Raw genomic sequence first — 14016 nt, forward strand, 5'->3', positions numbered from 1 at the left:
ACGGAACACGGCAAGTCTACCGTGTCCCGGCGTTCCGATCAAACGAGCTGCCGGCCCTTGGCGTCGATGGCGTTGGCGACGGCTTCGTCGGTGGCTTCATCCGGCAGCAGCATCTCGTTATGCGCCTTGCCCGAGGGGATCATCGGGAAGCAGTTGGCGAGATTGGCAACGCGGCAATCGAAAATGACCGGCTTCTTGACATCGATCATTTCCTGAATCGCGGCATCGAGATCGCCAGGCTTTTCACAGCGCAGCCCGACGGCGCCGTAGGCTTCCGCCAGCTTCACGAAATCGGGCATCGCCTCGGTATAGGAGTGCGACAGACGGTTGCCGTGCAGCAACTGCTGCCATTGGCGCACCATGCCCATATACTGGTTGTTCAGGATGAAGATCTTGATCGGCGCTTCGTGCTGGATCGCGGCCGACATTTCCTGAATGCACATCTGGATCGAGGCATCGCCGGCAATGTCGATGACCAGGCTTTCCGGATGGGCGATCTGCACGCCGAGAGCGGCCGGCAGGCCGTAACCCATGGTGCCGAGGCCGCCCGAGGTCATCCAGCGGTTCGGCTGCTCGAAGCCGTAGAACTGCGCCGCCCACATCTGATGCTGACCGACTTCGGTGGTGATGTAGGTGTCGCGGTCCTTGGTCAGCTCGTAGAGACGCTGGATTGCATATTGCGGCATGATGACATCGTCATGCGGCTTGTAGGCGAAGGAATTGCGGGCACGCCAATGCGTGATATTCGTCCACCAATCGCCGAGCCGATCCGGTGCCGGCTTGTGCGGCAACGCCCGCCATAGGCGGACCATATCTTCCAGAACATTGCCGACATCGCCGAGAATGCCGATATCGACATGAACGTTCTTGTTGATCGAGGACGGATCGATGTCGATGTGGATTTTCTTCGAATTCGGCGAAAAGGCATTCAGGCGGCCGGTAATGCGGTCGTCGAAGCGAGCGCCGATGCAGACCATGACATCGCAATCATGCATCGCCATGTTGGCTTCGTAAGAACCGTGCATGCCGAGCATTCCGAGCCAGTTTTTGCCGGATGCCGGATAGGCGCCGAGGCCCATCAGCGTCGAGGTGATCGGGAAGCCCGTCAGTTCGACCAGCTCTCGCAACAGTTTCGAGGCTTCCGGACCGGAGTTTACGACGCCGCCACCGGAATAGATGATCGGTCGCCGCGCGTTTGCCATCAGCTCCACAGCCTGCGTGATCCTGGCGAGATCGCCCTGAACCTTCGGCTGATAGCTCTTCTGGACATCATGGGCTTCCGGCGGCGTGTAGGTGCCAGTGGCGAACTGAACATCCTTCGGAATGTCGACGACGACAGGACCCGGCCGGCCGGACTGGGCGATGCGGAAAGCCTCGTGAATGACCGCGGCGAGCTGGTTGACGTCCTTGACCAGCCAGTTGTGCTTGGTGCAAGGCCGCGTAATGCCGACCGTATCGCATTCCTGGAACGCGTCCGAGCCAATCAGCGTCGTCGGAACCTGGCCGCTCAGGCAGACCAGCGGGATGGAATCCATCAGCGCATCCTGCAGCGGCGTGACGGCATTCGTCGCGCCCGGACCAGAGGTGACCAGCATGACGCCGACCTTGCCGGTCGAGCGGGCATAGCCTTCCGCCGCATGGCCTGCGCCCTGTTCATGGCGCACGAGAATATGCTGGATATCGTCCTGTTGGAAAATTTCGTCGTAGATCGGAAGAACCGCGCCGCCCGGATAACCGAATACGTGCTTGACGCCATTGTCCCTGAGCGCCTGCAGCACGATCTCCGCGCCTGTCATCTGATTGCTGCTCGCCTGATTATCTGTGCCGGTCATACGTTTGTTCCGCTATCTGCTGAGGTTTGGAAAATGAAAACTCGATTTCGGGCATAAAAAAAGGCTCCTTCGGGAGCCTGCTGTCTAGCGCATGGGTGGCTGTCGCCGGATGGTTACACCATCCTGCCCATGCGCTGTCCCACCACGATAAGAACCGTCAAGTTTTTCATGGGCGGAAGTGATAGACAGAAAATTTCTAGGCGTCAACGCATTCCGCAATAAAAAATCGCGGCCTTTCCCGATCCTCTTAAAATGTTTGGGGACTCGAAAGGGTTTTGTTAAGCCACCCTCCCTATGCTCCAGAGCTTAACGCTGGGAGTAACCGTTTGCTCAATAATGATTTGCAGACGTCCGGCAAGGCTGGGGACCTTGATCGTCGCGACAATCTGAAGCCGGGAAATCGCTTCCTCGGCCGCGTTGTCGCATGCAGTGGATCCAGGGCAACCATTGCAGCAATCGCCGAGGACGGCGGCACCGATCTGACCGAGCTTTGGTCCGTCGGCAAACTGATCTCGATCAGCGTAGGCGCCAATCGCGTTGCCGCCCTCGTCTACTCCATGAACACCGGCAATACAGGCTGGGGCGAAGGACAGGACAATCTTTTCCGCATCGAAGTGGAATTGCTGGGCGAAGTCCGTGTCGGCGCAAACGGCCGCGAGGAATTTTCCAGCGGCATCTCCTCCTATCCCTACCTCGGCGCCATCGCCCATCGCATCCGCGCTGCCGATCTTATGCGCATTTTCGATGCCGGCAAGGATAGCAGTTGCGTCATCGGCAAGCTGACGCAGGACGAGAGCATCGACGCCGCCATCCATATTCCTTCGATGCTCGCCAAGCATTTCGCCGTGGTCGGCTCAACCGGCGTCGGCAAATCGACCGCCGTCTCATTGCTGCTGCACAAGGCGATCGTCTCCGATCCCAAACTGCGCGTGCTGATCCTTGACCCGCACAATGAGTTCGCCGCCGCCTTTCCCAAGCATTCCGTCGTCGTCGATACCGATACGCTCGACCTGCCCTTCTGGCTGATGCGGCTCGATGAATTCGCCGAAGTCGTCTTCCGCGGCCGCACGCCAATCCCCGACGAACTGGACATGCTGCGTGACATTATTCCGGAGGCGAAACGGGCCTTTCGCGGCAGCGACTCGCCGCTGATGCGCCGTCAGACGGAAAAGAGCTCGGTGACGGCTGATACGCCGGTTCCCTACCGCATGGCCGATCTGCTGGCGCTGATCGATGAGCGCATCGGCCGGCTCGAAGGCAGGCAGGAAAAACCGCATCTGCGCTCCCTAAAAATGCGCGTCATCTCCGCCATCAACGATCCGCGCTATCATTTCATGTTCTCCAACAATACGATCAGCGACACGATCATGGAGACGATCGCGCAGATCTTTCGTATTCCCGGCGATGACAAGCCGATCTGCACCTTCCAGCTCGCCGGGATTCCTTCCGAGGTCGTCAACTCCGTTGCCTCCGTCCTCTGCCGTATGGCCTTCGAACTCGCACTTTGGAGCGAGGGCGCGATCCATATGCTTGTCGTCTGCGAGGAAGCGCACCGCTATATCCCCGCCGACCCGACGCTCGGCTTCTTCCCGACCCGACAGGCGATTGCCCGGATCGCCAAGGAGGGCCGCAAATATGGTGTGTCGCTAGGCATTATCACCCAGCGTCCGGGTGAACTCGATCAGACGATCCTCTCGCAATGCTCGACGTTGTTCGCCATGCGCCTCGCAAACGACCGCGACCAAGAGATCATACGTTCGGCAATCCCCAATTCCTCGATTTCGACGACGAGCTTCCTGTCTTCGATCGGCAACGGCGAAGCCATCGCCTTCGGCGAAGCGATCGCAGTCCCCATGCGCATGCGCTTTTCCCGGGTCGAAGAACACCTGCTGCCGAAGGCCAGCGGCAGCATCGCAAGAACGACCGAGGAATCACCCGATACGGTCGATTTGCGCACCATTATCAGCCGTATGCGCTCGATCTCCGGCCCCGATATCTCCGCCTTCCAGCATAGCTATAGGGCCTCGAGCGATCCGGTTAGAGATATCGACGAAGATATAGGCGATGACGATGTCGATCAGACTGTCCCGGCGCCCGAGCCGCAACCGATGCGAATTGCCGCGCCGCCGATAGAGCCCTATCGACCCGACATGCTGCCACGCACGACGGCCGCCTCTGCATTTGGCGCAGCTCCCCAGACCTCGATCGACAGCCGGCTTGCCGAACTGCGCCGCGAATTTCGAGGCAGCGACAATGCAAGCGGTCAGTCCCTAGCGGCGAACGAGCTCTCGCCGTCTGCGCGGCGCGAAGGTGGCCTGTCCTTGCGCGACAGTATCCTGAAGAAGCCGCTGAGCAGCCTCTATAATAAGGACTGACGCAGACTAAGGACTGATGCGCTCCCAGCTTGCGTCCATCTGATTGCGAAACCAGGTCATCTGCCGCTTTGCATATTGCCGCGTTGCGGCAGCGCCGGTCTCGAGAACCTCCTCACGCGTCATCTCGCCTCGCAGCATCGCAGCGATTTGCGATACGCCGATCGCCTTCATGACGGGCATCTCTTCCGGCAGTTTCAACTTTAGCAAGGCCCGCACTTCATCTTCAGCGCCCATGGCGAGCATCTTCTCGAAACGGCCGTTGATGCGCTGATGCAATACGGCGCGATCCGGCAGCACGACGATCTTTCGCGCACGGTCGGCATTGACAATCACAGGACCGGTCTTGCCCTGAAACGTGGCGATGGATTGTCCCGTCGCCTCGATCACTTCCAGCGCCCGGACAATACGCTGACCATCCTGAGGATTGAGGCTTTCCGCCACGGCCGGATCGCAAATGACGAGCACCCGATGCAGCGCCTCTGGTCCCTCCATCAACAGCCGCTCACGCAGGCGGCTGCGAATATCGGCGGGAATATCGGGCATGTCGGAAAGCCCGCCGGTCAAAGCCTTGAAGTAGAGCCCGGTGCCACCGACAAAAACGGGCATCCGTTTCTCACCGCACAAGTGCGCCACCAACGCAGCAGCCTCACGCATCCAGGTGCCGGTGGAATAGGCCTGCCCCGCCGGTATATGGCCATAGAGATGGTGCGGAATGCCCTGCATATCCTCTTCGGATGGACGGGCCGTCAGCACGCGCAACGTGTCATAGACCTGCATGCTGTCGGCATTGACGACCACACCGTCATGCTCACGGGCCAATTCCACCGCAAGCGCGGACTTGCCGCTGGCGGTCGGCCCGGTTATCAGGATCGCGTCGATATCGCTCATAAGGTTTCTGCTCATGGCCTTCGTTGCCACGCTTATTGCCAATCCGTCAAACCCCGTTCTCGTTCCGGCACTCGCCGAGCAAGCGGCAGACGCCGTCCAGGCATCGGGACTCTATTGGCTGGCCGACGGTATCGCCTGCGATATTGCACTGTGCGACGGCGCCGATCTGCGGGCGGCAGAAGCCAATATTCTTGCCGTCATCGCCGGTGCGCCGATCGATCTGGTCATCCAGGAAGCCGAGACGCGCCGGAAGAAACTGCTGATCGCCGATATGGATTCCACGATGATCGGCCAGGAATGCATCGACGAACTGGCGGCCGAGGTCGGACTGAAGGAGAAGGTCGCTGACATCACCGCTCGCGCCATGAACGGCGAGATCGCCTTCGAACCGGCGCTGCGAGAGCGCGTGGCGCTGCTGAAGGGCCTGCCGATCTCCGTCGTCGATGACGTCATTGCCAAACGCATCACCCTCACCCCCGGCGGAGCGGAACTGATCGCCACCATGAAAGCCAAGGGCTACTACGCCGCCCTCGTCTCCGGTGGCTTCACCCTCTTCACGAGCCGCATCGCGGCAGCCTTGGATTTCGACGAGAACCACGCCAACATCCTGCTGGAAGACAATGGCGTGCTGACCGGCCTTGTCGCCGAACCCATTCTCGGCATGCAAGCCAAGGTCGACGCGCTTAAAACCATTGCCGAAAAACTTGGTATCTCCACCGATGAGGCGATTGCCGTCGGCGACGGCGCCAACGATCTCGGCATGCTGCAACTCGCCGGCTCCGGCGTCGCCCTGCACGCCAAACCAACGGTCGCTGCCCAAGCCAAGATGCGGATCGACCACGGCGACCTGACCGCCCTGCTCTATATCCAGGGTTACCGGAAAACCGATTTCGTCAAGGCGTAGCAAAAACGCTGACGATTGGAGGCGATCTATGATCATTGCCGAAACCGAGCGCCTTATCATCCGCAACTGGCGCGATGAAGACCGCGATCTCGCCTTCGAGATCAATTCCGATGAGACGGTCATGGAGTTCTTTCCTTTTCGGCGCAATCGGGCGGAAGCGGATGCATTTTTAGAGCGGGCCCAATCCATGATCGCCGAGACGGGGTTTGGCTTCTACGCCCTGGAGCTCAAGGCCAGTGGCGACGCGATTGGCTTTTGCGGGCTGGCACAGACGAACCATTTGGAACCGTTCGTGCCTGTGGGTACCGTCGAGATCGGCTGGCGGCTGGCAGCGCGGTATTGGGGCAAGGGGCTGGTCAGCGAAGCGGCGAGGGCATTGCTTGCCTATGGCTTCGACACGCTTGCTCTCGATCAGATCGTTTCCTTCGCGGTTCACAACAATATCCGCTCGACATCGGTAATGGAGCGGATCGGCATGCATCGAGTCGAAGGCGGTGATTTCGATCACCCCGGCGTTCCTGATACCTTCCCTCATCTGCAGCGTCACGTGCTTTATCGCCTGACCGCAGCCGAGTGGCGCGCCCGGCAATGACGATCATCGAGACGCCACGGCTCATCCTGCGCCCATGCCGGGAGAGCGATCGCGATCTCTTTTATGAACTGAGCTCCGATCCCGACGTCCTCGAATTCTTTCCCTTCCGCCGCAGCCGGGAAGACGCCGATGCCGTCTTTGACATCATTGGCGCACTGATATCGGAAGCCGACTTCGATCTCCTCGTACTGACATTGAAACAGAACGGCGAGCCGATCGGCTTCTCCGGACTTTCGAAGCCGAAGCTTGAACCAATCTTGCCTGAAAATGCCGTCGAAATCGGCTGGCGACTTTCGGCTCGGCACTGGCATCAGGGCTATGCCAGTGAGGCCGGAACCGCTTTGCTGCGTCACGGTTTCGAGACGCTGGAACTCGGCGAAATCATATCCATCGCCGTGCACAACAATCACCGCGCCTTGGCAGTCATGCAACGGATCGGCATGCGTCGCGATCCGGCCGGCGATTTCGATCACCCGGATATTCCCGATACCCATCCGCAGCTAAGGCGTCATGTGCTCTATCGCCTGAGCGCAGCAGAATGGCGCCGCCAAAGATTGAAGCAGCCTATTCCAGCGCTACCGCAATGAAGCGCAGATCGCCATTCGGAGAAGCGATCATCATCTGCGCGTTGCGGCGGCCTTCCCGCTTGAGCGATGCAACTTTTTCCGAGGCAGCGGTCGGCGTCTGCACGAATTCCTGAGCCACTTCGACGACGACTTCGCCGGGCTTCAGCCCCTTGTCGGCGGCGGCCGAACCCGGTGCGACCTCCGTAATCACCACGCCGTCGACACTGTCGGCAATGCCGAAACTCTTGCGGTTTTCGGCATTCAGCGTCGCGAGTTTCATGCCAAGCACGTCCTGGGAGGCTTGCGGCTGTGGCGCCTGCTGCTGATCATTGTCCTGGTCCTGCCCGTCCGTTCCGTCATCGCCTTCATCTCCCTCGTCGGGATTGATGACGCCGTCGCGGCCGCCATTGCCGTTATCGTTGGGCGCGAGCTGGGGTGCCCTATCGCCGCCCCCCTTGTCGCTGCCGCCCTTATCACCCTGATTGTTGCTATCGCCGCTGCTTACTGCGGCTGCCTGGTCGCTGTCCTCGAGCCGGCCGAGCGTGACCTTGACAGTCTGCTGCTTGCCATCGCGCAAGATGACGACATCGACCTCCTTGCCGACGGGGCTTTCGGCGACAACGCGCGGCAGATCGCGCATCTCGTCGACGTTCTTGCCATCGAATTTCAGAATGACGTCGCCGGCCTTGATCGAGCCGTTGTCAACCGGCCCGCCCTTGATCACGCCTGCGACGAGCGCGCCTTTGGCGCTGTCGAGGCCGAGGCTGTTGGCAACATCGTCGGTTACCGGCTGAATGCGCACGCCGAGCCAGCCGCGACGGGTCTCGCCGAAATCCATGAGCTGCTTGACGACACCCTCGGCCAATTCGGACGGCACGGCGAAGCCGATGCCGATGGAGCCGCCGCTCGGCGAAATAATCGCCGTGTTGATGCCGATCACCTCGCCCTTCATGTTGAAGAGCGGCCCGCCGGAATTGCCCTTGTTGATCGCCGCATCCGTCTGGATGAAATTGTCATAAGGACCGGCGTTGATATTGCGGCCACGGGCAGAGACGATGCCAACAGTCACCGAGCCCCCGAGACCGAAGGGATTGCCGATCGCCATGACCCAGTCGCCGATGCGCATCTTACTGGAATCGCCGAATTTCACCGCTATCAGCGGGCGCTTCGGTTCCACCTTGAGCACGGAAAGATCGGTCTTCGTGTCCGTGCCGATCAACCGAGCCTTCAGCTTCGTACCGTTCGGGAAGATCGCCTCGATATCGTCCGCGCCTTCGATGACGTGGTTGTTGGTGACGATATAGCCGGATGGATCGATGACAAAACCGGAACCGAGCGAGCTGACCTTGCGATTGCTGTTCTCGTTGTTCCGGTTCTTGAAGAAGTCGTTGAAGAACTCCTGGAACGGCGAATTGTCCGGCACTTTGGGGGTCGCCGGGCCATCGCCCTCATCCTTGACCTTTTGGGAGGTGGAAATATTGACCACGGCGTCCAGCAGACCGGATGCCAGATCAGCAACCGAGGCCGGACCGGCATTCATTGCCGGATTGCCCGTGACCGGCGGCATCGTGCTGTTGGGCGCAACGGTCGGGTTCTCAGTCGTCGTTGCGGTCGAGCCGCCCATTGGAGCCTGGGCCGGGTTGGTCGCCGTGGCCGGTGTCTGGCTATTGGAGGTCGCGGGCGGCTGGGTGCCTGACGCCGTATTGCCGGCGGGTGCGCCGGCAGAGCCGGTGGCTTGAGCCTGGCCCGTTTCGCCGGTGGTTGCCGGCGCTGTCGTCCCGGAATTGGCTGGGGCTTGTGCCTCGGTCTTCCCCTCGCCGCCTGACGCAGCAGTCGAGCCGCTCGGCGCAGGTGCGCCAGCCGAACCTGAGACAGGCGCGTCCGTGGTGGTTGCCGAATTGGCTGGAGCCTGCGCGCCAGCAGCGGCGCCGCTATTCGGCGTCGTCGTATCGGTCGAAGGCGTCTGCGTCGTCTGCGCATAGACCCGATCGACCCCTGCCAGGGTGGGACCGGCAAGAAGCGCCACACTGGCCAGGAGCGCGAACGAACGTCTGAAAGGCAGGCGATTGGTCGAGGCCATCAGGCATCCTCATCGAGAAAGGGAAGTCTTGTATAAGCATCAACATAAGGCGGAATGATGAAGCGGGAAATCACCTTTTTGCGATATCCCCGCACGTCCATCCGGCCCTGCGATTCATGGTAAGATTGATGCCCTCAGACACAAAGACAAGGGGCCGCCGACAGGCAGCCCCTTGGATTTCAGCAGGTCGTCGCACACTATTTCGCGGGCGGTGTCGTCGACGGCGCAGCCAGCGCCGGCGCACCTGCCGCAGGAGCAGAACCAACGGAGCTGTCGAAATACTTGAAGAATTCCGACTGGTTCGGCGGCAGGACCAGCGTCTTGCCGCCTGAAGCGAGCGCCGTGCGATAGGCGGCCAACGAGCGATAGAATTCGTAGAAGCTCGGATCGCGCGCGGAGGCGTCGGCAAAGATGCCGTTGCGCTCGGCTTCGCCCTGACCGCGCAGGACCTCCGAGTCCTTCTGTGCATCCGCCACGATCTCGACGACCTGACGATCGGCAACGGCGCGGCGGCGCTGACCTTCTGTGTTACCTCGGGCGCGGATCAGCTCGGCTTCCGCCAGACGCTCGGCCTTCATACGGTCATAGGTCTGCTGCGACACTTCCTGGGTTAGGTCGGTGCGGCGGATACGAACATCCTCGATATTCAGGCCGAGGGTCTCGGCATCGCGGTGCAGATCGTCACGCACTTCCGTCATCATCGAAGCGCGCTCGTTGGATAGCGCAGCTTCGAAACCACGCAGACCGTAGACTCGACGCAGCGACGCATCGAGGCGGGTCCTGAGGCGCGATTCTGCCGCATCGCGATCACCTGACACCGTCTCCCGGAATTTCCGCGCGTCGGTGATCCGGTAGACGACAAAAGCATCGACCTCATAGAACTTGCCGCCCGAGACCTGGACACGGATATTGTCGAGATCGAAGCGCAGCTCTTGATCCTGGATATATTGCACCCGATCGGCATCCATGAAGGCAAAGGGCAGCTTGAAGTAGAGACCCGGCTCCGTCTTCACGGCACGGATCTGGCCGAAGCGCAGAACGATTGCCTGTTCGCGGGCATTGACCACGAAAATGGAGGAATAAACGATCAGCAGCAGCACCGCTATCGCGATGAGAATGGTTGGCAAACGGCTGGACGTCATTATTTGGCCTCCGGCTGAGGTGCGGCCGCGGGCTTGGCCGGCGGGGTCGTCGTGGACTGCTTGCCGAGGTCGTTCAGCGGCAGGTAGGGCACGACGCCCTGCTTGTCGTCGATGATAATGCTGTTCGAATTGCCGATAACCGACTCCATGGTTTCGAGGAACAGCCGCTTGCGGGTCACTTCCGGCGCCTTCACGTATTCGTCATAGATGGAGATGAAGCGCTGCGCCTCGCCCTGGGCTTCCTTGACGACACGGCTCTTGTAGGCAGCCGCCTCTTCGCGGATCTGGGCCGCGCGGCCGCGAGCCTGACCGAGCCGCTGGTTGGCGTATTGATTGGCCTCCTGCACCTGCTGATCTTCGTTCTGCTCGGCGCGCTGCACTTCATCGAACGCATCGGCCACTTCACGCGGCGGCGACGCATCTTCGATCGGCACGGCATTGATGGAAATGCCCGAACCGTAACGATCCATCGTGTCCTGAATGATGTTTCTCACCTCGATCGCAATTTCCTGACGATTGTCGCGATAGATATCCTGGGCTGGACGGCGGCCCACCACCTCGCGCATGGCGCTTTCGGCAACCTGCTGCAGCGTCTCGTCGGGAGTTTCGAGATTGAAGAGATAAGATTGCGGATTGGTGATGGTGTAGAGCACCGAGAACTGCACGTTGACGATGTTCTGATCGCCCGTCAGCATCAGGCCGGCATTCGAACCCGAGCTCGAACGGCCGCCGATATTGCGCTGCTGTTCGGTCACCTTGACGATCTCGACACGATCCATCGGCCAGAAATGGAAATGCAGGCCAGGCATGGACACTTCGGCGCGCGGCCGGCCGAAACGCAATTCGACGCCGCGCTCGTCCGGCTGAACCGTATAGACGCACTGGATGAGCCAGAAAATGACGATGATCGCCGCAACGATGACGAAGGCGCCGCCATTGAAGCCGCCGGGCACAAGCCCCTTCAACCGGTCCTGACCACGGCGAATGATGTCTTCAAGATCGGGCGGCCCACCGCTGCCGCTTCCCCGCGGCCGGTTCGGTCCCTGCCCCCAAGGCCCCTGATTATTTCCGCCGCCGCCACCGCCGCCCCACGGGCCGCCGCCGCCATTCTGATTGCTCCAGGGCATCAAAACCTCTTTGTCTATGGACTCCCAGTATCGCGCAGACTTTGAAATTCGCAGGCAGCGGCGATTGTCTCCCGTTATAGGTATCGGCGCATCTGCTTTCAACGCAACTTCAGGAAGTTCGTCGGATTTATTGGAAAATAGTTGATTTTTGCGGACAGCTTTTATGCTTTGCGCCTGAAATAACTGACAAAGCGCGTCGGATATGTGTCCTTTTCGCCAGCCGGTACGGCAAGCTCGCTTTCGACCTGCCAGAGAGCCGGATCGACGGTGGGAAAGGATGTGTCGCCCTCCACATCGGCCTCAACATGGGTGATCAACAAGCGGTCCGACAGGTTGATCGCCTGCCGGTAGATCTCACCGCCACCAATGACACAGATCTCATCGACGCCACTCTCCGCAGCAAGACGGCGCGCGACATCGATGGCTTCGCTGAGCGAATGCACCGTCTTTACAGCCTCAGCGGAAAAGGCGGGATCGCGACTGATGACGACATTTGGCCGGCCCGGCAATGGCTTGCCGATCGACTGGAACGTCTTGCGCCCCATGATGACCGGTTTGCCGAGCGTCATCGCCTTGAACCGCTTGAGATCGGACGACAGCCGCCACGGCATATCCCCGTCGCGGCCGATGATACCGTTACGCGAGACGGCAACGATGATAACGACATCTTCCGCAGGAAAAGAATCTGCGCGTTCGCGGCGGATCATCGTACTACGTCCTTCCACCTGGAATACAAAACTCCGAGCTTTGGTAACTCCTCCCAGGCATCGTCCGCATCGGCCGAGCCCGAAGGAATGACGAAATCGCATAAAAAGGCCAAAAAGAACGGACCGCATCTCCGAAAATAGCGCGAACCTTCGTCTCATCCAAGGTTCCAGCTAAAATACGATCCGATAAACTCTCAAGAAACGCGTAGATCTTTGTGATCGCGGGCACAGCCGCCTGAAATTCATCGCTCCGCGGATCGCTATCAATGTTGCGAACTTTCGCTCTTGCGGCGCTCATCTCCGGTGCTTCCCAAAGCTGAAGATAATCGTTCAATGTCGCCTGCGAAAAAATACCATCGTGGCCCGCACCCGATGTTGGCCGCAATTTTTCCTCGGCCTCAGCCGAACGCATGGCGGCGCGTATCTTGTTACTGGCGGCACCCACCGCGGCAACCAGGAGGCCGTCACTTCGATTGCTGTTATAAGTCAGGGGCGTAACGCCAAGCAAATCGGTGGGCAGACGAAAATTTTCGGCATGTCGAGGCAGAATGAAGAAACATCTGCTAAGGCCAAGTTTTCCAATGAAAAGCCCTAGCTCAAAAATAACATTGTCACGGACGGCTGAAAATTTTTGCCCTCGCATCTCCAGGAGGTCGTCTGCCGTGAAGACGAAAATCGCGAAATCATATTCGCTCAAAGATGACATCAACCGCGACAAGGTGAGACTGCTTGGCGCAAAGATACCTTGGTTCCAGACGGTAACCTCCGCCTCATAATCAAGATTTTCTTGAAGGGCATATGCGACTGGGAGCCCTTCGGTAGACGAACCTATAAATATCCTCGGCTGAGCCGCGATGGGCGTCATTTCGCCACCGGCGCCTTGATATGCGCATCCGCCTCATAGCCTTCCAACGTGAAATCCTCGAACTTGAAATCGAAGATGTTCTTCACCCCCGGATTAAGGCGCATGGTCGGCAGTTTTTTCGGACTGCGGGTCAGTTGCAGCCTGGCCTGCTCGAAATGGTCGGAATAAATGTGCGTGTCACCCAGCGTATGCACGAAGTCGCCGGGCTTCAGCCCCGTCACCTGCGCCACCATCAACGTCAGCAGCGCGTAGGAGGCGATGTTGAAGGGCACGCCGAGGAAAGTATCGCCCGAGCGCTGGTAGAGCTGGCAGGAAAGCCTGCCGTCGGCGACGTAGAACTGGAAGAGGCAATGGCACGGCGGCAGCGCCATCTCGTCCACCTCAGCCGGATTCCAGGCCGAAACGATATGGCGGCGGGAATTCGGATTGGTCTTCAGCCCTTCGATCAGATTGGCGATCTGGTCGATATGGCCGCCGTCCGGAGCCGGCCAGGAACGCCATTGATGGCCGTAAACCGGGCCGAGGTCGCCGTTTTCATCGGCCCACTCATCCCAGATCGAAACGCCGTTTTCCTTAAGATAGCGAATATTCGTCTCGCCCTTCAGGAACCACAGCAGTTCATGGATGATCGAGCGCAGATGCAGCTTCTTGGTGGTGAGCACCGGAAAACCCTCGGAAAGGTCAAAGCGCATCTGGTAGCCGAACACCGAGCGCGTGCCTTTGCCGGTGCGGTCGCCACGGTCGATGCCGGTGTCCATCACATGCTTCAAGAGATCGAGATATTGCTTCATCGCACCCGCCGCCGATTCCATTCCGCTCCAATTTAATGGCAAGTTGGCACGAAACCAACTGCGGGCAAGCATAATCCCTGGAATTCTCGCATTCGGCGGTCGTGTATCGCGGCAAACCTGTGGTTCCGCGAAGCATTTATGACAAAT

At 59.7% G+C, this 14016-nt stretch carries 12 protein-coding genes; 4 read left to right on the forward strand and 8 right to left on the reverse strand.

The features are described 5' to 3' along the window. Positions 1-38: 38 nt before the first annotated feature. Entirely contained in the window at positions 39-1832 is a 1794-nt protein-coding gene (locus QA646_RS09140; RefSeq protein ID WP_283058749.1) for an acetolactate synthase 3 large subunit, read from the reverse strand. Between the two features lie 326 nt (positions 1833-2158). Between QA646_RS09140 and QA646_RS09145 the strand changes: the two genes are divergently transcribed. Continuing rightward, positions 2159-4207, forward strand: a complete 2049-nt coding sequence (locus tag QA646_RS09145; protein WP_283058750.1) for a DUF87 domain-containing protein — start codon at positions 2159-2161, stop codon at positions 4205-4207. Positions 4208-4213: 6 nt separating this feature from the next. Here QA646_RS09145 and miaA read toward each other — a convergent pair whose 3' ends face one another. Continuing rightward, positions 4214-5110 (reverse strand): tRNA (adenosine(37)-N6)-dimethylallyltransferase MiaA, encoded by an 897-nt coding sequence (miaA, locus tag QA646_RS09150; RefSeq protein ID WP_283058751.1) that lies wholly within the window; start codon positions 5108-5110, stop codon positions 4214-4216. Here miaA and serB point away from each other — a divergent pair. The 3 genes from serB to QA646_RS09165 are packed head-to-tail and all read left to right on the forward strand — an operon-like array spanning position 5109 to position 7178. Then, a complete protein-coding gene (gene serB / locus QA646_RS09155) occupies positions 5109-5999 on the forward strand; it encodes a phosphoserine phosphatase SerB (protein ID WP_283058752.1) in 891 nt (296 codons plus the stop codon). The genes miaA and serB overlap by 2 nt on opposite strands. Positions 6000-6027: 28 nt before the next feature. Continuing rightward, on the forward strand, positions 6028-6591 hold the full coding sequence (locus tag QA646_RS09160) for a GNAT family N-acetyltransferase (protein WP_283058753.1): 564 nt from the start codon (positions 6028-6030) through the stop codon (positions 6589-6591). Continuing rightward, entirely contained in the window at positions 6588-7178 is a 591-nt protein-coding gene (locus QA646_RS09165; RefSeq protein ID WP_283058754.1) for a GNAT family N-acetyltransferase, read from the forward strand. Before QA646_RS09160 ends, QA646_RS09165 begins: the two co-directional genes overlap by 4 nt. Here the strand turns inward: QA646_RS09165 and QA646_RS09170 are convergent. The 6 genes from QA646_RS09170 to QA646_RS09195 form a co-directional block, all read right to left on the reverse strand. Continuing rightward, positions 7156-9237 (reverse strand): Do family serine endopeptidase, encoded by a 2082-nt coding sequence (locus QA646_RS09170; RefSeq protein WP_283058755.1) that lies wholly within the window; start codon positions 9235-9237, stop codon positions 7156-7158. The two genes, QA646_RS09165 and QA646_RS09170, sit on opposite strands and share 23 nt — an antisense overlap. 197 nt (positions 9238-9434) lie before the next feature. Next, positions 9435-10379, reverse strand: a complete 945-nt coding sequence (locus QA646_RS09175) for a protease modulator HflC (RefSeq protein WP_283058756.1) — start codon at positions 10377-10379, stop codon at positions 9435-9437. After that, positions 10379-11506: an FtsH protease activity modulator HflK gene (hflK, locus tag QA646_RS09180; protein WP_283058757.1), complete on the reverse strand. Its 1128-nt coding sequence runs from the start codon at positions 11504-11506 to the stop codon at positions 10379-10381. The genes QA646_RS09175 and hflK overlap by 1 nt, the downstream gene beginning before the upstream one ends. 161 nt (positions 11507-11667) lie before the next feature. After that, positions 11668-12213 carry a dihydrofolate reductase gene (locus tag QA646_RS09185; protein ID WP_283058758.1) on the reverse strand — a complete coding sequence of 182 codons (546 nt, stop codon included), beginning with the start codon at positions 12211-12213 and terminating at the stop codon, positions 11668-11670. 4 nt (positions 12214-12217) lie between these two features. After that, positions 12218-13078: a nucleotide-binding protein gene (locus QA646_RS09190; protein ID WP_283058759.1), complete on the reverse strand. Its 861-nt coding sequence runs from the start codon at positions 13076-13078 to the stop codon at positions 12218-12220. Next, positions 13075-13869, reverse strand: coding sequence for a thymidylate synthase (locus QA646_RS09195; protein ID WP_283058818.1), 795 nt, complete (start codon positions 13867-13869; stop codon positions 13075-13077). The genes QA646_RS09190 and QA646_RS09195 overlap by 4 nt, the downstream gene beginning before the upstream one ends. Between the last annotated feature and the right edge of the window lie 147 nt (positions 13870-14016).

Origin of the sequence: Rhizobium sp. CB3090 (assembly GCF_029714285.1) — a bacterium.
Lineage (GTDB): Bacteria > Pseudomonadota > Alphaproteobacteria > Rhizobiales > Rhizobiaceae > Rhizobium.